The organism is Thermosynechococcus vestitus BP-1, assembly GCF_000011345.1.
In the GTDB taxonomy this organism is placed as follows: domain Bacteria; phylum Cyanobacteriota; class Cyanobacteriia; order Thermosynechococcales; family Thermosynechococcaceae; genus Thermosynechococcus; species Thermosynechococcus vestitus.
Map to the genome: position 1 here is coordinate 332,251 of NC_004113.1, position 22,596 is coordinate 354,846.

The window sequence follows — 22,596 nt, forward strand, 5'->3', positions numbered from 1 at the left end:
TCGAGAACGCGGTTTTATCAAATGTCCCATGGCGGTTATTCAGATTACATCCGACGACACTTGGCAGATTCAGGCCGATGGCCATCCCCTGCGGGGCACCCTCCAAGTACCGGGAGATAAATCCATTTCCCACCGTGCCCTGATGTTGGGGGCCATGGCAGAGGGCACCACCCAGATCACAGGATTGCTCGTGGGTGAAGATACCTGTAGTACCGCCTCCTGTTTCCGTGCCCTTGGTGCGGAGATTTCGCCTCTCAATGCCACGGCAGTAACGGTGCAAGGCTTGGGAATGGGCCGCCTTCAGGAGCCTGGGGATGTGATGAATGCCGGCAACTCCGGTACAACGATGCGGCTATTGTTGGGGGTATTGGCAGCGCAAACGGGTCGCTTTTTTACGCTGACTGGGGATGCCTCGTTGCGATCGCGACCGATGGCACGGGTTGTCACACCCCTCCTACAGATGGGTGCCCAGATTTGGGGCCGTCAACACCACAGTCGCGCTCCCCTGGCTATTTTGGGACAGCCCCTCGAGCCCATCACCTACTACAGTCCCATTGCCTCCGCTCAGGTAAAATCAGCGCTATTGCTGGCCGCCCTCCACACCGAAGGCACCACCCTTATTCGCGAACCCCACCGCTCGCGGGATCATAGTGAACGGATGCTTCAGGCCTTTGGGGCCCGTTTGAGCGTGGATGAGGCCACCTGTACAGTCAGTTTGGAAGGGCCGGCGGTCTTAAAGGGTCAGAAGGTCATTGTCCCTGGGGACATCAGTTCGGCTGCCTTTTGGTTGGTGGCAGCCTCCATTATCCCTGATTCAGAACTGCTGCTGACCAATGTGGGGGTCAACCCCACCCGCACCGGTATTCTCGATGTTCTTTGGGCAATGGGAGCAGAGATTACCCTTGAAAATGAGCGGCTGGTTACGGGAGAACCGGTGGCAGATCTGCGGGTGCGATCGGCGAGGCTGAAGAGCACCCGTATTGGCGGTGAATTGATTCCTCGCTTGATTGATGAGATTCCCATTTTGGCCGTGGCGGCTGCCTTTGCCGAGGGGGTCACCGAAATTCGCGATGCCGCAGAACTGCGGGTAAAGGAGAGCGATCGCCTCAAGGCCGTGGCCACAGAATTGCAAAAAATGGGCGCTAAGGTCACTGAACTCAGTGATGGCCTCGATATTCAAGGGGGCGGGCCCTTGCAAGGGACCCATTTGGAAACCTACGGCGATCATCGGATGGCCATGAGTCTGGCGATCGCTGCCCTCAATGCCAAGGGAACCAGTGAAATTCACAACGCCAGTGCAGCAGCCGTCTCCTATCCAGAATTTGTAACAGTTCTGCAACAAATTGCTTGATAGCACAAAAATCCCAGTAATTCTTGGGCGACGTTCACTCAACACTAAACGCTGTATGCTAGCATCAAATAAATTGTTTTGGCGTCACCATCGGGGCTGGCCCGATGTTGAACTCTGCCTACCCCTGGGTAGTGGCGTCTTGGTGTTCCCGGCAATCCCTCGACTCAACTGAGCGCCGAAATGATACACAGTCAATAAAATACGGTACCATAATTTTACCTCTACCCTAGGAGCACTGCTGCCTTTAACCTAGGCTTCGGAAACTTCCCTGACTCTCTGTTTTGATTCAAAAAAAGGTTGAGTTTGTTCATTATGGCAACAATTCAAGACTTTGTTCATGTTCAGGATCAATGGTCATTAGATGAGTTGGTGGAAATCGCCAACGAACTCTTGCCCCAGCACCTCCCCCAGGAGGACTCCAAAAACCGTGTTTTGGAAGAGGTCAACCCGCGGCTGGTGCGCCATTACACCTCCTGCAAATTGATTGACCGTCCTGCTCGCATTGGCCGCGAAGGTCGCTACGGCTATCGCCACCTTGTGCAATTGCTGGTGGTGCGACGGCTGTTGATGGAGGGCTATACCGCAGGTGCCATTTACAAACTGGTGTATCGCATGAGCACCCCAGAACTGCGGGCCCTCCTTGAGCAGGGGGTTCATCTTCAGTTGAATCCCCCCCCGATCAACCCAGCTTTGGCCTTTTTGCAGCAGGTACAGGAGCGCTCCGAGCATCGCTATGGGGAGCCCATGCGCGTCAGCCCCCCTATCAGCCGTCGCGAGGTACCGCCCCCGAGCCATTCACCGCAACCCGAGTCTTGGAAGCGCATTGAGGTGGCCCCCGGCTTTGAAGTTCATATTCGCGATGACTTTAACTTTCCCCAAATCAATCGCGATCAGGAAGCCCTGGTGAAGCAACTGGTGCAATTGCTCTCTAGCTATACCCAGCGCTAACGGAGAGCGTTCACTGAGACGAAATATCCTGGGTCGCGGTGAGCCCGCCGGCGATCGCTATAATAGCGCCATGGAAGGATGCCTCAACGATACGGATATTTACACGCTGTGCCAAACCCTTGCCCTTGGCCAGCGCACCGGGGAACTATACCTCGAAGATGATGCCGGTCGTACGTGGCTTCTCTTTTTGAATCATGGTTATTTGGTTTACATTGCCGATCGCCACAGCCACAGCTTAGAGCGGTTGCAGGATCTGCTCTATGGACAGGGCATTCCTTGGCCGAGCCCCGATAGCCTCATCGAAAGTAAAGCCGGTGCCAGTTGGGTGGAATACGAATGCCTGTGGTGGCTCCTTGATCACTGCAAGCTCAGTCAAATCCATAGCGTGTGGCGTGCTCTGCTGCGGGAGAGTCTCTTTGACGTTGTTAGCCTCAATCGCGCCTGGTTCAAGTTTTATAGTGCGAGTCCCCTCACTCCCCAATGGCACAACCTCTCCCTAACGGCGCTGCTGAATGACAGCCTGAGTCATCTGCGGGAATGGAAAAAACTGCATCCAGAATTGCGTTCCCTGGATCAATCCCTTCAACTGACGGATATTAAACCCACCGGTAACGACCCAGCGGATCAGTGGTTTCGTCAACTGGAGCCCTTCGTGCGCGAGCCAATCACCTTGCGCCGCCTGAGTCGACAACTGGGACGCGATGCCGTGACTGTGGGCAAACTCCTGCTGCCCTATCTCCATCAAGGGTACTTACAAGTCAGTTCTTGGGCAACCAATGGCCACACCCGTACATTTCCACCCTCTTCTTGGCGGCAGTCGCCCCGGGTCGTGTGTGTGGATGATGCCGCCACCGTGCGCCAAGTGGTTGAGTCCACTCTGCAGGCGGCAGGTTATGAGGCCACGGCGATCGCCCACCCGCTGACCGCCTTGAGTCTCATTTTCCAACTCAACCCCGATCTGATTTTCCTCGATATTGCCATGCCCGAATTGGATGGCTACGAATTTTGCACCCTCCTGCGGCACACGCCTCGCTTCCGCTATACGCCCATTATTATGCTGACTAGCCTCGTCGGTTGGAGCGATCGCCTGCGAGCCAAGGTGGCTGGTGCCACCGATTACCTCAGTAAGCCCTTTTCAACCCAAGAATTATTAACAATTACGCATCATTACATTGGCGCCGCCCCGCCTGTAACCTCCTTAACAGACGAGTACTTTGGCGACGTGCTAGAAGCAGAGTCAGGCCTCGAGACCTCCCGTTAACCCCCCCAGGTGAACTGTTATGAAGCTGTCATACTCTTGGGCTTTTAGAATATAAAGCAAAACCTTAATTCTACGTGTAACCCCCTATGACCAAAGTCTTAGTTGTCGAAGATAGTCCACCCCAGCGGGAAATGATTAGCGAATTGCTGGCAAAAACAGGCTTTGAGGTGACGGTTGCCACCGATGGGGTGGAGGCAATGGAGCAATTGCAGCAGAGTACCCCAGATGTGGTTGTCCTCGACATTGTCATGCCCCGTATGAATGGGTATGAAGTCTGCCGCCAAATTAAGTCCGACCCTCGCACCCAATCCATTCCCGTGGTTATGTGTAGCTCCAAAGGTGAGGAGTTTGATCGCTATTGGGGCATGAAACAGGGGGCTGATGCGTACATTACCAAGCCCTTTGATCCCAAAGAACTCGTTGGCACCATCAAGCAACTCTTGCGAGGCTAAAACAGATGTTTAGTAGCTCAGATCTACTGGCCACCAATGCTCCCATCGAAAGTGGCAGTATCGATGACCTTAGAACTCCCGAGGGAGATTTACATATCCTCTTTACAATTCCTAGCGGTGATACCTTGGCGCTACCGGCTATTGGGGTGCGTGAAGTCGTGGCCGTGAGTCCCGATCGCATTACCCCAGTGCCCAATACCTCCAATCTCCTCCTGGGGATTTTGAACTTGCGGGGCCAGGTGATTTGGGTAGCGGATACGGGTAAGTTTCTCGGGGACGACACCCCCTTGAATACCGATCGCTCTGAGCTATCGATTATTGCCATTGAGGATGATGAGTCAATGGTAGGGCTAGCCGTTCATCAGGTTCGGGGCATGGAGTGGCTCAACAATGACACCATTAAGCCTGCCACCCATGTCAGCGATCAGATGGCCCCCTTCGTGCGTGGCGAGTGGGTCTTTGATGGGGAGCAACAGGACATCGTAAAGCTTTTGGATCCCCTCGCCATTTTACGGAGTGCTCGCTGGGGACTCTAAACTAGAAAACGTAGAATCTCAACCGAGACTCGCGCTCAAGCCTCACCGTGGAACTCATCAAAACCAGTCACTTTAGGAAAATTAACACACCCATGATATCTTTCCCAGGGATTGGCGCATACTTTGTAATTAAAGGTTCCTTGATTTCGTTCTGACACTTATCTGCCTCTTTTGATCCTCCATTCTGGGAGTAAGCCCATGGCATCCAGCAGCACCCAACACACCCAAGAATATCAAAAAGCGGTTGCCGCTTATGTACAAGGCAACTACGAAGAAGCGGCAAAAATCACTGATCAATTAGTGGGTACCCGACCGGGCGATCCAAACCTACGGCTGCTGCGGGGGCACATTTACTGCTGCCAACAACGTTACAGCGAGGCTCAAGAGCAGTACCATGCGGTTCTCAATGCCACAACTGATCCAGAATTGATTAATTTGGCCAACGAGAGCCTTGCCAAGATTAGGGATTTGATTCCTGCTGCTGAACCTGCCAGGCACGGGGGCGAAGAATACGCCACCCCCCTGCAAGGAGATGACACCCAGCTTCAGGGGGACAATACCTTTTTGCAAACGACCCCACCCATTGGGGAACCTCAAGCCACAAGCCCCTCAGAGGAATTGAGTCTTGAGCACTTTGAGGACTTTGGCAGCGATCTAGGGACGCGTAACCCCTTTGACGATCTCGAGGTTGCTGGCATTGAGGAAGAGTTTGGCGCCAGTTTAGAACAGGTTACCTTTAATCCCTTCGACGAAGATGCAGCGGTTCAGGATCCCTTTAGCAGTTTTTCGGCTGACCCCTTGGAAGAGCCAGTCGCAGACATTCCAGAAATTCCCATTGGTGAATCGGTGCAGCCTCTAGGGGTTGAAGCCACTGGAGATGATGATATCACGATGCTCATGGGAAGTTCTCCTTTGACCCGGTCCGCACCACCCAGCCCTAGTCCTACTTTTGATGGTGAGGCAGCAGCAAGTACGGCGGATCCTTTTCAAGAAATGACGCCGCCCTCCCTAGAAACATTTGATAATCCCTTTGCTGCTGAAGTAGCCGTCTCTGAAGAGAGCCCCTTTGGGGGGCTGACAGAATCGGGAGCAGCCAATGCTTCTGAAGAGAGTCTTTTTCCAGCTTTTGAGGACTCTCCAGCAGTCAATATCTCGGCAGAAAGTCTCTTTGGTGAGATTGAGGAAGCCCCAGCAGCTAGCATTTCTGAGGAGAGCCCCTTGCCAAATCTCAGGGAATCCCCTCAGGCCAATGTTCCTGAAGTCTCCACCTCTGCCGCTGGTATCAGTGATTTGTTCACTAATGAAGAACCAGACGCCATTGAGTTGTTGCCGCAGCCGGAATTAAGTTCTTCTGATGCTGCCGAGGAAGAAGATGATCTCTTTGGGGACTTCCTAGCGTCCCTTGATGAAGCTCCAGAGAGTGCGGCACAGCCCCTGTCTCCTCAGGCCTTTGATCCCGCTACCTTTGAGGATGAGCAAACGATCGCTATGTCTGAGTTTCCTGCACCTGAAGCCCTGAGGGGGCCGGCAGGATCAGCGATCCCTGAAGGGGAAGCTAGCGCTAGCGGTGCTGAACCTGTTGAATCCATTGCCGGCTTTGATCTAGAAGATCTTTCCTTTGGCAGTGCAGATCTTGGCGATGCTGGATTTGATGATGAAATGACCATTGCCCATCCCCAAGGCCATGGCATGGGTGCCGCTGGCTCAGAGGCCACAGTGATGACCGATGCTGGTACTGAGACCTTTGCGGTTTTACCGGATGAATTTGATCTGAGCCAGCAAAGTCTTGAGGAGTTGGCTGATTTTAACCTCGATCCCAGTCAAAGCACAAGTCGTGCTGAAGCACCTGCCTCCAAAGAAAAGCAGCATCTCTCAACCTTTACTGAGCAAGTGTCGGTTGCCGCTCTCGCTGCCTCACCGCCTACGGCTTCACCCGCGGTTGAGACCAGAGCAACCTCTACCCCAGCAGCACCCACCGGCTCCCTAGAGCAACAAACCATTACCTCAGCGGTGTTAACAGGTATTTGTTCGGCCTTAGCCGCCGGAGCTGTCAGTGTGGGTTTTCGCACACCGTTGCCTGTTCCTGTCATCAGTACTGTTGCTACCGGTCTGATTGCCGGTGGGGCAGCCTATGGCCTAGGACGGCGCAGTGTCAGTCGCATCAAACACTTCTGTACAGATTTGCAGGCTCAGTGTAACGCCGTGATTGCCGGTGACATGACAGCCCGAATGCCTGTGGGCAGTGATGACGAGCTAGGACTTCTCGCCCAAAGCTTTAACCAGATGACCGACACAATCCAGCAAATTACCGCTGAAGCTCAGAAAAAAGCTGAGGAAATCGAGCGGCAGCGGGATGATTTGCAGCGCCAAGTGATCCGACTCCTGGATGATGTGGAGGGTGCAGCCCGCGGGGACCTGACCGTACAGGCGGAAGTGACGGCGGACGTACTGGGAGCAGTGGCGGACTCCTTTAACCTAACCATTCACAACCTGCGGACGATTGTGCAACAGGTGAAAATTGCTGCCCAGCAGGTGAGTCGTGGTGCCGCAGAAAACGAAACCTTTGCCCGCAGTCTCTCAGCAGATGCCCTGCGGCAAGCGGAGGAGCTAGCCGTCACCCTCAACTCGGTGCAGATGATGACCAATGCCATTCAGCGGGTGGCCGAAAGTGCCCAGGAAGCCAATGAGGTGGCCCGCAATGCCTCAGAAACAGCCCTCCGTGGTGGTGAGGCGGTGGAGCGCACGGTGGCGGGTATTTTGCAGATTCGGGAAACGGTAGCGGAGACCACCCGCAAGGTGAAGCGGCTAGCGGAATCTTCCCAAGAAATCGCCAAGATTGTGGGTGTGATCTCGTCGATCGCCAACCGCACAAACCTGTTGGCGCTAAACGCCAGTATTGAGGCCGCGCGGGCCGGGGAAGCAGGTCGGGGGTTTGCGGTGGTGGCCGATGAGGTGCGGCAACTGGCAGACCGAGCAGCTAAAGCTTCGAAGGAAATTGAGCAAATTGTCTTGCAAATTCAAAGCGAAACTGGCGCGGTAATGACCGCTATGGAAGAAGGAACGCAGCAGGTGATTGAGGGGACGAAGCGGGCAGAGCAGGCCAAGCACGCCCTTGAGGACATCATCCAAGTGTCGTCGCAAATTGATACCCTGGTGCGCTCGATTACCAACGCCACGGTGGAACAAACCGAATCAGCGCGAGCAATGGCTCAGGTGATGCAATCCATTGAGTTGACAGCGCAGGCCACTTCTCAGGAGGCACAGCGGGTGTCCGACTCATTGCAAGGTCTAGTGAGTGTGGCACGCAACTTGCAGGCATCGGTGGAACGGTTCCGTGTTGAAAATACTGAAGATCAAGCCTAAGCAATCCGGGAGGGGGCTATGCAAAGCGATCAACAAAAGCGCATTCTGGGCTACTTCATTGAGGAAGCGCAGGAACACCTGACCACCATTGAAGATAGTTTGATGAATCTCCAGCAGGTGGTCAATGACCCCGAGGCGATGAGTGAAATGTTTCGGGCAGCCCACTCCGTCAAAGGGGGAGCGGCCATGCTCGGACTCCACAGTATTCAGCACACTGCCCACAAGCTGGAGGACTACTTCAAAATCCTGCGGGAGCATCCCGTCACCGTGGATGAAACCCTAGAGCAACTGTTTTTGCAAGCCTTTGATGCCCTGCGGGAACTCCTCGATGAATTGCAAGGCCCCTTTGGTTTGACGGAGGAGACCGCAACCGCAACCCTGAATCGGGTGGAGCCAGTCTTTAATCAACTGCAAGCTCACTTGAGCTACCTGACCCAAGGAGGAGAGGCACAGCCCCCTGTGACTGCTCCTGCTCCCGCCGTGGCTGAACCCCTTCAGCCAGGGGTACAACCCGTTGCTGATTCAAGCTACCGCCTAGTCTTTCAAACGGAGGTCCCCGATCGCCTGCGGGCAATGTTGCAACTCTTCAAGCAGCCGGATTCGCCCCAAGTGCGGCAAGAATTGGCGGCGGCCTGTTCTAATTTGGGTCAATTGGGGGAAACCTTTGCTCTGCCCCAGTGGGTTGAATTGCTGGCGATCGCCCAACAGGCGGTGAGTAACACAGCTCAACCCCTCACGGCCTTGGCACCAGTGGTGATCAAAGAGATTATGGCGGCTCGCGACTTGGTGCTTAGTGGTCAAGGCAGTGGGATTCGTCCCAGTGATAGTTTAGTGGCGCTGCAACCCCCTGTGATTGAGGAAACTGCGGCTGTTGTGCCCGAAGAGCCAGAGCCTGCGGTCTTGGCATCAGCCCCCGTGACCCTTGAGGAACCAGCGGCACCCCCTGAGGTGACTCCTCGAGAGGTGGCTGGGCCTGAGGAAGTTGAGATTTCCGAGCCAATGAGCGACGGCCAGGGGGTCACTGTTTTTGACGAGGAAAGTGGCACTGATTTCCAAGAATTGAGTGACATTTTTAGTGATCCAACGGCGCTGCCGCCGGAGTGGCTGGAGGAGACCCTTGGGGAGGATTTGGCCAGTTTGGAACTGGGCAATGAAGCGGCCGTTGATGAGGAGATTTCCGACTTTTTGAAGATGACGACTGAGGAGTTGCCTGAGGCAGAGTCCAGCCTTGAGGCCCTCCTCGATGAAATTCAGGAGCTCTCTGATGAGCCGGTCCCTTCAGAAGGGGTGGAGGCATTCCTTGATAATCTCACGCCGCTAGCGGCTGAAACCATGGCTGAGGATTTGGAGGCGACCTTGACACCTGAGGGTTCTGTTGAGGAAAGTGCAGCCGCAGAATCCTCTGAACTCGGTCTGGAAGCATTCCTTGCACAATTCACCGAGGAACCCCCCTCAGAGACGGCAGCCCTTGATGAGGCAGTTGCTTCCCTAGAAGATTTTTGGGGGGAGGTGGAAACCCCTGAAGCTCCCGATCTGCTTCCCCGAGAAGAGGATTTTGAGATCCCTGCCCTGAGTGATGTTGCTGAGGATGTGGCTGAGTTCCTCGAAGAGGTGCCGGGTCTCAATGATGTCCTAGACAACTTGGTCGTAGATAATGGCGCAGAAGAGGCCCTCGCAGAATTGATTACCCCGCCAAGCACTGACGATCCTTGGGCAGAAGCGCCCTCCTCCTTGGAAGCGCCAGCGATCGCTGAGCCAGGGATGCCTGAGGTCACAGCGGCCAATAGGACTGAACCCGAAGCACTGCTGGAGGAAGTTGTCCCCGGCGCTGAGGCGGCAGACATTGCCGAGCTAGAATCTCCCTTGGAGGCGTCTGTACCCGCTGCTGAGACGACGAGCATTGCTGAGTCTGAAGCCCTGGTAGAGGAATCCCTAGCCGCTCCTGGAGCGACGGGCATTACGGAATCCGAAGGGGGGGCACAGGAATCTGCTCTCTCCCCTGAAACTGCCAGCATGGCTGAACTGGAGGCACTGGTGAATGACGCCGCTGGGCCTGCCACCCCCGAAAGCGTCTTCGAGGAATTGGAGGGGTTGATTGAGCAAAGGACAACTCCTACACCCCCACCCGAGGCTGCCCCATTCAGCGAATTGGATCAGCTTTTAGAGGCGGCGGCGCCACCGACCGCGACCTTTGAGGATTTAGAACAGCTCTTGGGGCAAGCCACCCCGGCGGCACCCCCTCCACCCCCCGCCACAGCAGCGCCTGCCGCCGCTGATGATAGTTTTGCCGATTTAGAGAAATTAATTCCCCAACCCGCAGGGAGTAGTGCAAAGGCAGCCACCCCTCGGCGAACAGGCGCAGGGGCAAAAGGTGGCTCCTTGGTGGAACAAACCATGCGTGTACCGGTGCGCCACCTCGATACCCTCAGTAACCTCGTTGGGGAGTTGGTAGTCAACCGCAATAGCCTCGAAGATGCCCAAGAACGTCTGCGGCAGTTTCTCGATAACTTGCTCTACCAAGTCCAACAACTGGGGGATGTCAGCCAACAAATGCAGGACCTCTACGAGCGATCGCTCCTTGAAAGTTCACTCTTGGGTGTGACAACAGCGCGGGCAGCCAATGGCCAAAGAGAGCAGAGCACCCACGCCACGGGTGTCGAGTTTGATGCCTTGGAAATGGATCGCTTTACCGGCTTCCATACCCTCTCTCAGGAGGTGATTGAGCGGATTGTGCGGGTGCGGGAGGCAGCGGATGACATCCAGTACGTCATTGATGAAGTGGAGCAGGTGGCCCGGCAGTTTCGTCAAGTCACTACCCAAGTCCAAGAGGGCTTGAGCCGCTCACGAATGGTCCCCTTCCGTGAAATGTCTTCCCGCTTACCGGGAGCCGTGCGCCGCGTTGCCAGTACCATCGGCAAACAGGTAGAACTCAAGATTGAGGGAGAAGATACCCTCATTGACAAGGGGATCCTTGAAAAACTCTTTGACCCGATGACCCACCTGATCAATAACGCTGTCTATCACGGGATTGAAACGCCCGAGGAGCGACGACGACTGGGCAAACCGGAAAAAGGCCTGATTCGCGTCCGGGCGTTCTATCAAGGTAGTCAAGCGATTATCTCCGTCAGTGACGATGGGGCGGGGATTGACCCAGAACGGGTAAAACGCAAGGCGATCGAGAAGGGTCTCCTCAAGGAGGCCGATGCCCCCAACCTTTCCCGCCAAGAGGTCTATGCCTTCCTCTTCCAATCGGGCTTTAGCACCAAAGATCAAGCGGATACCCTTGCGGGTCGCGGTGTGGGTATGGATGTGGTGCGCAAAAATCTGGAGGACATTCGCGGCACGATTAACATTGACTCTACGGTAGGCAAAGGCACCACATTTACCATTCGCTTGCCCCTGACCCTGAGCATTACCAAAGCCCTCTGTTGCATTGATAACCACTGCCGCATTGCCTTCCCCATTGACGGCGTCGAAGATATGCTGGATATTCCCCAAGAGCGCATCCAAACCCTAGAGGATGGTCAGCGCCTCCTCTCGTGGCGCGATCGCCAGCTGCCGGTGCGTAAACTCGGGGATTTGCTGAAATACAGCCGCCACATCAGCCGTGGCAATGTCTATGGCGGTAGCCCCCAAGATGAGGGCATGGTCTCGATGGTGGTGCTGCGCAGTGGCGACGATCTCGTGGCCATGGAGGTGGATCAGGTCATCGGTGAACAGGAAATCGTGATCAAGCAGTTGTCGGGGCCGGTACCGAAGCCGCTGGGTGTTGCTGGGGTCACTGTCCAAGGGGATGGCCGCGCGATGGCGATCGCTGACGTGCTGGAAATTGTTGACCTGTCCCTAGGACGCATGGATCGCGAGTGGCGTGGGTTTGGCCACACCACGGAGGTCACCGAGCCCGAGGACGCCTCCGAGCCCCTCGTGCTGATCATCGACGACTCAATTACGGTGCGGGAGTTGCTCTCAATGACCTTTACGCGGGCAGGCTACCGCGTCGAGCAGGCGCGGGATGGTCAAGATGCGTGGGAAAAACTGCGCTCTGGCTTGCCCTGTGACTTGGTCTTCTGTGATATTGAGATGCCACGCATGGATGGTTTGGAGTTGCTGTCGCGAATTCAAAAGGATCCTAAACTCAACCATCTGCCGATCGCTATGCTCACCTCCCGGGGTGCCGATCGCCACCGCAAGATGGCCGCGCAACTAGGGGCACGGGGCTACTTTACCAAGCCCTACCTGGAGGAGCAATTACTGGATGCAGCAGCGCGTCTCCTCAGGGGTGAAGTTCTTGTGCAGCAGGAGCCAACACCGACCTCATGAGTGAGCGATCGCCCGCCCTAGCAGACTTCCTTGCCCAACTCCCCTTTGAACTGGATGCCTTTCAGGCGGCCGCAATCGCTGCCCTTGATGCAGGTCGCTCTGTGGTAGTCTGTGCCCCTACGGGCTCAGGCAAAACCCTCATTGGTGAGTATGCAATTCACCGGGCCCTAACGCGGCAGCAACGGGTGTTTTACACCACCCCCCTCAAGGCGCTCTCCAACCAGAAGTGGCGTGACTTTCAGCAGCAGTTTGGCGCCGCGCAGGTGGGCCTTTTAACCGGGGATATCTCAATTAACCGTGATGCTCCGATTCTCGTGATGACAACGGAAATTTTCCGCAATATGCTCTATGGCACCCCCATTGGCGAAGTGGGCACCTCCCTTGCAGGGGTAGAAGTGGTGGTGCTAGATGAATGCCATTACATGAACGATCGCCAGCGGGGCACCGTCTGGGAGGAATCCATCATCTACTGTCCCAAGGAAATTCAACTGGTGGCTCTCTCCGCCACGATTGCCAACGGCGAACAACTCACCGACTGGATTCAATCCGTCCATGGGGATGCCGAACTTATCTACTCCGACTGGCGACCCATTCCCCTGCACTTTTACTTTTGCAACGGCAAGGGACTCTTTCCCCTTTTAGACGGCCAACGCAAACGCCTCAACCCGAAGCTCCACGGCCAGCCTGAACTGCGGCGACGCGGCAGCAAGCGGGACTTTTTGAGCATTCGCTACGTGGTTAGTCAACTGCAACAGCGGGACATGCTACCGGCAATTTACTTTATCTTTAGTCGCCGCGGCTGTGACCAAGCGGTTCAAGAGGTCTTGGGCATGAATCTCCTCACCAAGGCGGAACAGCAGGCACTGGCGGAACGGGTCGAGGCCTTTTTGGCACAGCATCAGGACATTGTTGCCCCTGAAATGATTGCCCCCCTCTACCAAGGGATTGCCGCTCACCATGCCGGGGTGCTGCCGGTGGTGAAGACCCTTGTGGAAACGCTCTTTCAGGAGGGCCTGATCAAACTCGTCTTTGCCACAGAAACGCTGGCTGCAGGGATCAATATGCCGGCGCGCACCACGGTGATTTCTACGCTCTCGAAGCGCACTGACAGTGGTCATCGGCTCTTGACAGCCTCGGAGTTTCTGCAAATGGCCGGACGCGCTGGCCGCCGGGGCATGGATACGGTGGGTCATGTAGTGACCTTGCAAACCCCCTTTGAGGGCGCCCATGAAGCAGCATTTTTGGCCACTGCCGCTCCGGATCCCCTGATGAGCCAATTTACCCCCAGCTATGGCATGGTCTTGAACCTACTCCAACGCCACACCCTTGAAGAAGCGCGGGAACTGGTGGAGCGCAGTTTTGGGCAATATTTGGCCACATTGCAACTGACACCGCAGCGGCAGGCGATCGCCCAACTGGAAATGGAACTGCAAACCGTGCAACAACGCCTTGCAGGCATTGATCGCCAGCAACTAGCGCAGTATCAAAAGCTGCGGGAACGGCTACGGCAGGATCAACGCCTCCTGAAAATCCTCGAACAGCAGGCGGAGCAGGAACGGACCCAAGCACTACTGCCGTTGATGATGGCAGTGCCACCGGGGACGTGGCTCCATATCAAATCCCCCCTACGGGAGCATCCCCCCTTAGCGGCTGTCCTCTGTCAACCCGTTGCCGGTTCGGGCCAGTTGCCCCACTGGCTGTGCCTTGCTGCCGATGGTCGTTTGCGGGTTGTTGGCATTGATGACATTTTGGGGGTCTATCCCGATCGCCCCCCCTGTGATCCTCTGCCGCCGCTCCCAGAGGCAATGAAACTGCGCCGCGGGGAAAGTTATCCCTGCCATGGCGCGGATCACTACCTTGGTTGCCTCCCGAATCTCCCCCCCGTCCTAGCTGCGCCGGAAGTGGCTGCCCAAGCGGCCAAAATCGCCGACCTAGAGGCCAAACTCAGCCAACTGCAAGGGAGTCTGCCGCAAAATGTCCATTCGCTGCTGCGCTTAGTTCGTCGGGAAGAACGGCTACAAACAGAACTGCGCGATCGCCAGCAGAAGCTCCATCAACAGTCCCAACGCCACTGGGAGCAATTTCTTGCCCTCATTGCTGCCCTGCAAGACTTTGGTGGCCTCAATGATCTGACCCCCACTCCCCTTGGGGAAATGGCCGCTGCCCTGCGGGGAGAGAACGAACTCTGGTTGGCCTTGGCCTTGGCCTCGGGTGAACTGAATGACTTGCCCCCCCACCTCTTGGCGGCAGCGGTTGCCGCTTTAGTGACTGAAACACCCCGCTCCGATAGTTGGTGCAACTACCCCATTCCCAGTGAAGTGGAAGAACGCCTTGCCGCCCTGAGTCCGATTCGCCGGCGGCTCTTTCAGGTGCAGCGCCGCTATCAGATTATTTTTCCCCTCTGGTACGAGTGGGATCTCATTGGCTTGGTGGAGCAGTGGGCCTTGGGCACGCCGTGGCATGAATTGTGCGCTCAAACCAATCTTGATGCCGGCGATATTGTGCGCTTGCTGCGGCGCACCCTGGATTTTCTGTCCCAAATTCCCCATGCGCCCCACACCAGTCCCCAACTGCGCCAAAGTGCCCAGCAGGCCCGCTATCTCCTCGATCGCTTCCCCGTGAATGACCTGCTGGAAGGGGTGGAGCTAGAGGTAGCGACTCTATAGTCTGAGATAGAGCGCCTGAGATAACTGGAGTCATCAAAGGAGTGGCTCAGGCGGGATTCGAACCTGCGACCTTGGGCTTATGAGTCCCCTGCTCTAACCACTGAGCTACTGAGCCGGATTTTTTGCACAATCCCCATTATAACGCGACTGTCTCAAAACTCAAGGCTCTGGCCAGCAGATTCAAGGCAAGTTCACCCTACAATTTACAATTAAAGAGTGCATCCATTAGAGGAAGGATAGGCGTTGGGCAAAGCAGAACGCACCGCTCTTGACAACAAGCTGTCACAGCGATTTATTCATCTGGATCCGGCAGGGTATTTCATTATCTACATTGACCCTGAGCAACAACTGATCTGGATGAAACACTATCCCAATGACATCAACGAGAAGGGCTTAGCGGTGGATCCCGATACCGGGGAACCGATTCCCACCAAAGGCAAAGTCACGCGGGAACCCGATCTGGTACTGAGCGGTCGTACCGCAAAGGAGTTATGTATTGAACTCTTTGAAAAGGATCGCCAACTGGTGACGATGTTTGACCACGCGGCCTATCTCGGTCGTGAGCTGATGCGGGCACAGTTTTGTTTGGATGAAGGGATTGAGTATATCCAAGATTAGACCACCCCGGCGCTGGGGGATAGGGACAGTCCTTTTGATGCTCTGTGCCCTAGTGGGTACTGCCCTATCAGCGATCGCCACCCCAGACTTCAGCGGTACCGTCGATGTTGTGCCCTTGAATACCCAGTTGGGAGCGCAAATCTATCTACAGCGCTGTGGCAGTTGTCATCTTGCGGTGCCCCCGGAAACATTGCCCACTCAGGCATGGCAGGTGCTGATTCAAGAGACCAATCACTATGGTGCCGCCCTCGAACCCATTTCCCGCCCAGAGTTAGGGCCCCTGTGGAACTATTTGCGCACCTATTCTCGACCGCTTCCTGAGGATAGCCAAATTCCCTTTCGCGTTGGGCGATCGCCCTTCTTTCGCATCCTCCATCCCCGTGTGCAAGTGCCCCAGCCCGTCACCCTCAATGGTTGTGCCCAGTGTCATCCCAAGGCTACCCTCTTTAACTTTCGTGAGCTCAGTCCGCAGTGGTTGGATTCCCCCTAGAATGTTTAGGGATGGTGAATTCTCCACCGCCCCATGGGTTCTGGCTCCTCCAATCGCTCTTCTTTGCGTCTTCAACGGATAATGCTGCGCCGGCGCTGGCTACAGCAGGAGTGGTGGACGGTTGTGGCCCTCCTCCTCTGGGGAATTTTGTTTCTCCAGTATGGATGGCAGGGGCGACTTGGGTTACTGATTCACCCCAACTACTTTGGACTGGCGATCGCCAGTGGTTTGCTTTTAGTGGCTGTGAGTGGTTGGCAAGGGTGGCGGTTGTGGCGGGGGCGAGTGACCCCTGCGCAGCATGTTGCGCTTCTACCGACCCGTTGGACCCTCACTCTCCTCATTTTCGCCGCCGGGGCGGGGTTGGTGATTACGCCCCGTTCTTTCAATAGTGCAACGGCGATCCATCGCGGTCTTGAAGAGGGCTTGACAGTGACACGCAATACGCCAGTGGCTTTTCGCCTCAGTCAACGGCCGCAGGACCGCACGCTCATTGACTGGATTCGCACCCTTGACGTCTATCCCGAACCCGATGCCTATAGTGGCCTACCCGCTCGCATTGAGGGATTTGCTGTCCATAGTCCGCAACTGCCAGAGACCTATCTCACCCTCAGCCGCTTTGTGATGACCTGTTGTGCAGCGGATGCCTATCCAGTGGGACTGCCCGTGAAATTGGGGCGATCGCGCCAAGCCTATCCCCAAGATCAATGGTTTCGGGTTGAAGGTCGGATGACCACAGAAACCCTCAACAACCGCCGTCAATTGGTACTCGTTGCTGAGACAATAACGCCAATTCCTGAACCGGAAAATCCCTTTATGTACTGAGGCAATGCTTTTTCACCTGATTCATACTCCCTACTGGATTGTCTTGGGTATGGGGATCCTACTCTTTTTGACGGTGATCTTTGGGGAGGTGGGGGATGACGAGGTCGAGCTAGAGGGAGATGCCGATCCCTCGGAAATGGCGGTCGATGTCGAGGAGGGTATCTCATTTCTGGCGATGCTCCATTGGTTGGGGGTGGGGAGAGCGCCCCTCATCCTTTTGCTGGCCTTGGACTTTAGCCTTTTGGGCGTGCTGGGCTGGTTTTTGAATGTCCTCTTTTACACCTTGAGTGGCACTTGGCCAGGGGTGGTGTGGTCTGGCGTGATTGCGATCGCTGCACTCCTTTTGGCACTGACCATTGGCGGTCTGTGTTCACGGCCTTTGGGACAGATTTTTGCTCAGTTTAGTGAAGATACCCGTCGCGATCGCCTACTGGGGTGCAGTGGCCACGTCAGTTCTGCCCATATTCCCCGCAGCGGGACGGGCATTGGTCAAGTGAGTGTTTTGGATGCCAATGGCAATCGGCTGCTTGTGCCGGCAGTGCTGCCCCCTTGGGCAACGGTTACCCCCCAGCAGGGTCAGGAAGTTTTAATTATCGATCGCCAAGGGAATGAGTACATTGTTGTAACCAAAGACAGCTGGGATGAAGCCGCCTGGTTACGCCAGCACGGACACTCTCAGATGCCTCCGATCAAGGAGAGGGAAGACGCCTAGGAAATCCTGAATGGGCGGTGAGGGACTCGAACCCCCGACAGCCTCGGTGTAAACGAGATACTCTACCAACTGAGTTAACCGCCCACGTTCCAGAGGATCTATCATAGCAAAGGTATCGCCCATTTCTAAAATATCCCTCAGGGGGCCTAGCCTGCTCTCCAGGAGTTGAAGCAAGCCTGGGCAGGGAAAAGTGCTGTAGGTCAATAGAGTCATCTCGTGCAAAGAAAATCCGCTAGGATCAACCTGTTGAGATCTGCAAGGAAGACCCTATGGGAGCAGCAACGGCAGCCAGTGGTCAGCGGTTACGGAATTTTGTGATTGCTGTTGTCGCCATTCTCATTAGTTTTGCCCTATTGGCTGGTTTAGGCAGTGACAATCAACCCCTCACCCTTGCCGAGCAAGCCAAACACGCTACCCCTTGGGAGGAGGCTCAAGTGAATGGCAAGCCGACACTTTTGGAGTTTTATGCCAACTGGTGCAGCACCTGTCGTTCGATGGCCAAGGATTTAGGGGAATTAAAGGCGCAATATCGCGATCGCGTGAACTTTGTCATGCTGAATGTGGACAACAGCAAGTGGCTACCGGAAATTGAGCAATTTAATGTGGATGGGATTCCCCACTTTGTCTTTCTGAATCGGCAATTGGAACCCCAAGCGGTGGCGATCGGCCTCCAACCCAAGGAAGTGATGGCCAAAAATCTTGAAGCCCTCAGCAATGACCTCCCCTTGCCCTATGGTCAACTGACGGGTGAGATGTCGCAACTCCCCAGTCCCCTTGCCCGTCAACGCAGTGATGATCCCCGTAGTCATGGGGGCTAGACGGTGGAACCCCAAGATGAGGTGCGCCAAGTCTATGAAGAGACCCAGGCGCGGATCAACCAGCTTTACCGCGAGTATGAGCACATCAAAGCCACCCAAGCCCGGTTGCAAGAACGTAACCCGGCTGCCCTCGATCAAGAGCGCGATCGCCTGCAACAGGAACTGCGGCAACTAGAGGCGGAGTTTGGCCTCACCCTGCTTTTTCATTTAGGAGAGGCGGCCCAGGAACGTTGGCAAGAAATCCTCGCTCAAGAAAACTTTTGGCAATTTGTGCGCTTTGCCGGTTTGGGGTTTATCCTTGGCCTCCTTGTTAAGAGCCTGATGGGCTGATCCTTAGGGCCGTTTGCCAGAGGCCAGGGCGAGAATCGGGAATGGGCACCGCGCCAACGGTCTTTGCATAAAACGCCTCTGAGGAGACCCAACCAATGACGGCATAGCCATAGCCGGCACTGCGCATTTGAGCCAAGGTTAACTGCAGGAGAAGGCGACCAATTCCCCGTCCGCGGTGAGGTTCTGCCACAGCCATGGGTCCAAACAGTCCTAGGGCAGCGGCATCATAGCAGGCAAAGCCAAGCAGTTCACCCCCTTGAACGGCAATCAGTCCCCGTGGGGGGCGCTGGCTGAAGGCGATCGCCACCTCACTCCGCCAACCGGCACTAAAGCGATCGCCCACCCACTGCACAATCCAATCCACTTCTGATCCCAAGGGCTGCCGATAGTGAACCCCCTGCTGTTGCTGTGCCATCACCGCAGGCCAATCCACCACCAGATCGTAGAGCCTGACCAGCATATCGGTCATTGGCTTTTTCCTACCTTTCCTAGCGGCTCAAACTGACAAGGGGACGTTGCAGCGTCTGCATCAACTCGTCAAACTGATCGGGGGTAAGGGATTGAGCACCATCGGAGAGGGCTTTTGCGGGGTTGGGGTGTACCTCAATCATCAGAGCATCAGCGCCTGCCGCCACCGCGGCTTTGGCCATTGCCGGCACAAATTCTGCCCAGCCGGTACCATGGCTAGGGTCAATCATAATCGGTAGATGGGTTAGCTTGCGCAGCACAGGAATTGCCGCTAAATCCAAGGTATTGCGGGTATATTCGCGGTCAAAGGTACGAATGCCCCGTTCACAGAGAATCACATTGGGATTTCCTGCCGCCAGAATGTACTCCGCAGCCATCAACCATTCCTCAATAGTGGCGGACATGCCCCGTTTGAGGAGGACCGGCTTGGGTTGGGCACCCACCCGCTTTAGGAGCGAAAAATTTTGCATATTGCGGGCACCAATTTGCAGCACATCAGCCACTTCAGCAATTTTGTCTAGATCCGCTGCATCCATGACTTCCGTAATGATGCCTAAACCGGTTGCTGCTTTTGCTGCCGCCAACAGTTCAAGGGCACTTTCGCCATGTCCCTGGAAGGCATAGGGGGAGGTACGGGGTTTGTAGGCACCGCCGCGCAGGAATTTGGCCCCCGCTGCTTTCACCCGCTGTGCGGTTTCAATGATCATGGTCTCATTCTCAACCGAGCAAGGCCCCGCCACCACCACCACATCATGTCCTTCGCCGAAAATAACCTCGCCATTGGGCGTGGGCACCACCACTTCACTGGGTTCACCGTGGCGATACTCGCGGCTGGCGCGCTTGAAGGGCTGCTCAACCCGCAAGACGTGTTCAATCCAAGGGCTAATTTCTTGAATCCGTAGGGGATCAAGTTCTGCTGTTTCGCCAACAAGGCCGATCACTACCTTGTGCTTACCCACAATTTTTTCAGGGGTCAATCCCCAACTTTGCATTTCACTGCTGACCCGCTCAATTTCTTCACTGGGGGTGCCACTTCTTAGAACGATAATCATCGGCTTGCTGATCCCAACTTTTCCGCTTAGGGTTTGATTGTATTGTGCCAAATTGGTTGGATTCTGCCTATGTCGGCTCGTTCCCAAGGCCTGCGGTTTCTGATTTCCCTAGCGATCGCCACCGTGGTTGTGCTCTCCCTTTGGAAGGTAATGATTGGCTCTATTCCCCAGGGGAATCTACCCCTCGATCTCAGCCAGGCCGTATCGATTGATGATCCAGAATTTGATAGGCCAACGGAATCCTTGCCTGCGTCTGCACCCGAGAATCCGCTGCTGCCTCTGCAGCGCAGTGACGGCGCCGCCTACGATCGCCTCTTTGCTCAAGTGCGCCAAGTTCATCAACAGTGTGCGACTACTCCCCCTTGGTACAGTGTGCCTATCGATCCCACCAATTTTGGCGATCGCTACCGTACCGATCTTCGGGGTCAACTGCTGGATCATGAACCCCTGATTGTTTTACATGAAACGGTGGACTCTGCCGCATCAGCCCTCAACTTTTTCCAAACGCCGCATCTGCGCGATGAAGAACAGGCGAGCTACCATGAATTGATTACCCTCAACGGTTGGCTGCTGCACTTAGTGCCTTGGTCGAAGCGCGCCTATGGTGCCGGCAATTCCGCCTTTGGCAAGGAAGCGGCGCAAACAAATCCCCGCCTTGCCCCTTCGGTGAATAATTTTGCCCTCCACTTTTCCCTAGAAACACCCCCCCAGGGGCGCCACAATGGCCCTAGCCATACTGGCTACACCGATGCCCAATACCGCACCTTGGCGTGGCTAGTGGCGCAAACGGGTATTGATCGCCAACGGGTGACCACCCATGCAGCGGTCGATCGCTCCGGGGAACGCATGGATCCGCGCAGCTTTGATTGGGTTAAATTTAATCGCTATTGGCAGCTCTATCGCGATCGCGCCTGTGGCGATTCCCTTCCCTAGAAGTAGCGACCTAAGAATGTCTCTAGGGATTCAAAGGAAAGTTGAAAATAAGTTTGGGCACGCTCAATTTCACTGGCAGGGCAAAGACTTTCATAGGCCAACAGCGTCCGCAGCGTTCCAAGACTGGCGTCCAAATCGCGACTCATGACGCCGAGGAACTGGCGAGCACCATCAATGACACTCAGGGGCACTGTCATGACAAAGGGGCGCCTATTGAAAAAGCGACCAAGGCGATCAGCAATCTCTTGGCGGGTGAAAACCTCTGGATGCGCCATGCTAAAAATCGCTGGCTGACTGGCTTGACTGGCAATGAGAATACAGCGGGCTAAATCGTCGGGACTGAGCAGTTGCAGCCGATGCTGCGGATCCCCAAGGACAATGTAAACCCCCGTCTGCTGAAAGCGCTCCGCAAGGGGAAGCAAACTTGACATTAGGGTAGGACAGCGAAAAATGCTGTAGTTGAGGCCACTGCTGATGAGCACCTGCTCAACTTCGTACTTGGCCTTGAGAAAGGGGGACTGCTGGCGATCGCCCGTCACCGCCAGAGGAGAAATCAGCGTTAGATAGCGCACCCCCTGCTCCTGAGCTGCCTGAATCACATCCAACGTGGCACGGTAATCAATGGCCTGGATGGCACGGCTCAGTAACTGACTGCCATGGCAGCAAATGACCGCTTCCACGCCCTTCATGGCCGCCTGAATATCGCGGGGCTGTTGCAGATCGCCGATAAAAATCTCAGCCCCCCATTCCTTGAGAAGCTCGTATTGGCTCGTTAGGCGCACAAATGCCCGTACAGGTAAACCCAACGTGATACAGCGGCGCACCACCCGCAAACCCAGTTGTCCTGTGGCACCCGTAACCAAGTACATGAAGCGCAACCATCAAAGGATTCTTGTCTCAGCGTGCCCTAGGGGGAGCCACAATGCAAGACTCTTCATTGACTACCAGGATGATTTTTGGTTGGATTGTCTTTTTATTGTCGGTTTTGGCGGAGGGGTTGTGAACCCACTGTTTGCTTTGGATAGGGGTAAAAGTGGCTGCCCCAAGCCCAACCTTCAAGATAAGGCAAGATAAGGCGAGTGCCTTGGCAGAGGATTCAGCAAACATGACCGTGAAAAGCGTATCTGCCAAATAGCCTTGGCCTTTAAGAATGGCTAGGGCATTGAACAAAGGACAGTCCTATCCGGCAATAAAACTCGGAGCAAAAAGAAAAATCTTGCTTGGGGGAAGCGCACAGATCTAGCCAGCTTTGATTGGGTTCAATTTAGGCGCTGTTGGCAGCGCTATGGCATCGCCCCTGGGGAGACTGCAGAAACTAGACTTGGCCGCTCTGAGCACTAAACAACAATCTATATCTTTAATCTATATCTTTGGCACAAAACTTCAATCGGTGGAAGGAACGAGTGATAACGTTGAAATCAACTTTGCCTATATTCCCTGCAATAGTATAGGATAA

At 55.3% G+C, this 22,596-nt stretch carries 18 protein-coding genes and 2 tRNA genes; 15 read left to right on the plus strand and 5 right to left on the minus strand.

The genetic code is table 11. The features are described 5' to 3' along the window. The first annotated feature begins 28 nt into the window (after nucleotides 1-28). The 8 genes from aroA to TLL_RS01780 all read left to right on the plus strand — a co-directional run bounded on the left by aroA (nucleotide 29) and on the right by TLL_RS01780 (nucleotide 14,897). The gene (gene aroA / locus TLL_RS01745; protein ID WP_011056198.1) at nucleotides 29-1,351 is read left to right on the plus strand and encodes a 3-phosphoshikimate 1-carboxyvinyltransferase; all 1,323 of its coding nucleotides are present in this window, start codon (nucleotides 29-31) and stop codon (nucleotides 1,349-1,351) included. Between the two features lie 312 nt (nucleotides 1,352-1,663). Further along, the gene (locus tag TLL_RS01750) at nucleotides 1,664-2,299 is read left to right on the plus strand and encodes a MerR family transcriptional regulator (RefSeq protein WP_011056199.1); all 636 of its coding nucleotides are present in this window, start codon (nucleotides 1,664-1,666) and stop codon (nucleotides 2,297-2,299) included. A 70-nt stretch (nucleotides 2,300-2,369) separates the two neighbouring features. Next, the gene (locus TLL_RS01755; RefSeq protein ID WP_011056200.1) at nucleotides 2,370-3,560 is read left to right on the plus strand and encodes a response regulator; all 1,191 of its coding nucleotides are present in this window, start codon (nucleotides 2,370-2,372) and stop codon (nucleotides 3,558-3,560) included. Between the two features lie 86 nt (nucleotides 3,561-3,646). Further along, a complete protein-coding gene (locus tag TLL_RS01760) occupies nucleotides 3,647-4,012 on the plus strand; it encodes a response regulator transcription factor (protein WP_011056201.1) in 366 nt (121 codons plus the stop codon). 5 nt (nucleotides 4,013-4,017) lie between these two features. Next, complete coding sequence (locus tag TLL_RS01765; protein WP_011056202.1) at nucleotides 4,018-4,548, plus strand: chemotaxis protein CheW; 531 nt, start codon at nucleotides 4,018-4,020, stop codon at nucleotides 4,546-4,548. Nucleotides 4,549-4,746: 198 nt separating this feature from the next. Further along, on the plus strand, nucleotides 4,747-7,911 hold the full coding sequence (locus tag TLL_RS01770) for a methyl-accepting chemotaxis protein (protein WP_011056203.1): 3,165 nt from the start codon (nucleotides 4,747-4,749) through the stop codon (nucleotides 7,909-7,911). Between the two features lie 18 nt (nucleotides 7,912-7,929). Next, nucleotides 7,930-12,231 carry a response regulator gene (locus tag TLL_RS01775; RefSeq protein ID WP_011056204.1) on the plus strand — a complete coding sequence of 1,434 codons (4,302 nt, stop codon included), beginning with the start codon at nucleotides 7,930-7,932 and terminating at the stop codon, nucleotides 12,229-12,231. After that, nucleotides 12,228-14,897 carry a DEAD/DEAH box helicase gene (locus tag TLL_RS01780; protein ID WP_011056205.1) on the plus strand — a complete coding sequence of 890 codons (2,670 nt, stop codon included), beginning with the start codon at nucleotides 12,228-12,230 and terminating at the stop codon, nucleotides 14,895-14,897. The genes TLL_RS01775 and TLL_RS01780 overlap by 4 nt, the downstream gene beginning before the upstream one ends. A gap of 42 nt (nucleotides 14,898-14,939) precedes the next feature. Here the strand turns inward: TLL_RS01780 and TLL_RS01785 are convergent. Beyond that, nucleotides 14,940-15,012: transfer RNA gene (locus TLL_RS01785), tRNA-Met, on the minus strand. A gap of 128 nt (nucleotides 15,013-15,140) precedes the next feature. Here TLL_RS01785 and TLL_RS01790 point away from each other — a divergent pair. The 4 genes from TLL_RS01790 to TLL_RS01805 all read left to right on the plus strand — a co-directional run bounded on the left by TLL_RS01790 (nucleotide 15,141) and on the right by TLL_RS01805 (nucleotide 17,539). Then, a complete protein-coding gene (locus TLL_RS01790; protein ID WP_011056206.1) occupies nucleotides 15,141-15,515 on the plus strand; it encodes a DUF4346 domain-containing protein in 375 nt (124 codons plus the stop codon). Between the two features lie 37 nt (nucleotides 15,516-15,552). Further along, the gene (locus TLL_RS01795) at nucleotides 15,553-16,005 is read left to right on the plus strand and encodes a diheme cytochrome c (RefSeq protein ID WP_197524126.1); all 453 of its coding nucleotides are present in this window, start codon (nucleotides 15,553-15,555) and stop codon (nucleotides 16,003-16,005) included. An 81-nt stretch (nucleotides 16,006-16,086) separates the two neighbouring features. Further along, on the plus strand, nucleotides 16,087-16,827 hold the full coding sequence (locus TLL_RS01800; RefSeq protein ID WP_172597933.1) for a TIGR03943 family putative permease subunit: 741 nt from the start codon (nucleotides 16,087-16,089) through the stop codon (nucleotides 16,825-16,827). Between the two features lie 4 nt (nucleotides 16,828-16,831). Then, on the plus strand, nucleotides 16,832-17,539 hold the full coding sequence (locus tag TLL_RS01805) for an OB-fold-containig protein (RefSeq protein WP_011056209.1): 708 nt from the start codon (nucleotides 16,832-16,834) through the stop codon (nucleotides 17,537-17,539). 11 nt (nucleotides 17,540-17,550) lie between these two features. Here TLL_RS01805 and TLL_RS01810 read toward each other — a convergent pair. Further along, a tRNA-Val gene (locus TLL_RS01810) sits at nucleotides 17,551-17,623 on the minus strand. A gap of 185 nt (nucleotides 17,624-17,808) precedes the next feature. Here TLL_RS01810 and TLL_RS01815 point away from each other — a divergent pair. Both TLL_RS01815 and TLL_RS01820 read left to right on the plus strand, forming a co-directional pair. After that, a complete protein-coding gene (locus tag TLL_RS01815) occupies nucleotides 17,809-18,357 on the plus strand; it encodes a thioredoxin family protein (RefSeq protein WP_011056210.1) in 549 nt (182 codons plus the stop codon). A gap of 3 nt (nucleotides 18,358-18,360) precedes the next feature. Then, nucleotides 18,361-18,687: a hypothetical protein gene (locus TLL_RS01820; protein WP_011056211.1), complete on the plus strand. Its 327-nt coding sequence runs from the start codon at nucleotides 18,361-18,363 to the stop codon at nucleotides 18,685-18,687. Here TLL_RS01820 and TLL_RS01825 read toward each other — a convergent pair. Then, complete coding sequence (locus TLL_RS01825; RefSeq protein WP_011056212.1) at nucleotides 18,668-19,156, minus strand: GNAT family N-acetyltransferase; 489 nt, start codon at nucleotides 19,154-19,156, stop codon at nucleotides 18,668-18,670. The two genes, TLL_RS01820 and TLL_RS01825, sit on opposite strands and share 20 nt — an antisense overlap. Nucleotides 19,157-19,175: 19 nt before the next feature. Next, nucleotides 19,176-20,207: a 3-deoxy-7-phosphoheptulonate synthase gene (gene aroF / locus TLL_RS01830; RefSeq protein ID WP_011056213.1), complete on the minus strand. Its 1,032-nt coding sequence runs from the start codon at nucleotides 20,205-20,207 to the stop codon at nucleotides 19,176-19,178. 69 nt (nucleotides 20,208-20,276) lie between these two features. Here aroF and TLL_RS01835 point away from each other — a divergent pair, with 69 nt between their 5' ends. Continuing rightward, a complete protein-coding gene (locus TLL_RS01835) occupies nucleotides 20,277-21,140 on the plus strand; it encodes a peptidoglycan recognition protein family protein (protein WP_011056214.1) in 864 nt (287 codons plus the stop codon). Here the strand turns inward: TLL_RS01835 and TLL_RS01840 are convergent. Next, nucleotides 21,137-22,009, minus strand: a complete 873-nt coding sequence (locus TLL_RS01840; RefSeq protein WP_011056215.1) for an SDR family oxidoreductase — start codon at nucleotides 22,007-22,009, stop codon at nucleotides 21,137-21,139. The genes TLL_RS01835 and TLL_RS01840 overlap by 4 nt on opposite strands. Nucleotides 22,010-22,596 lie beyond the last annotated feature (587 nt).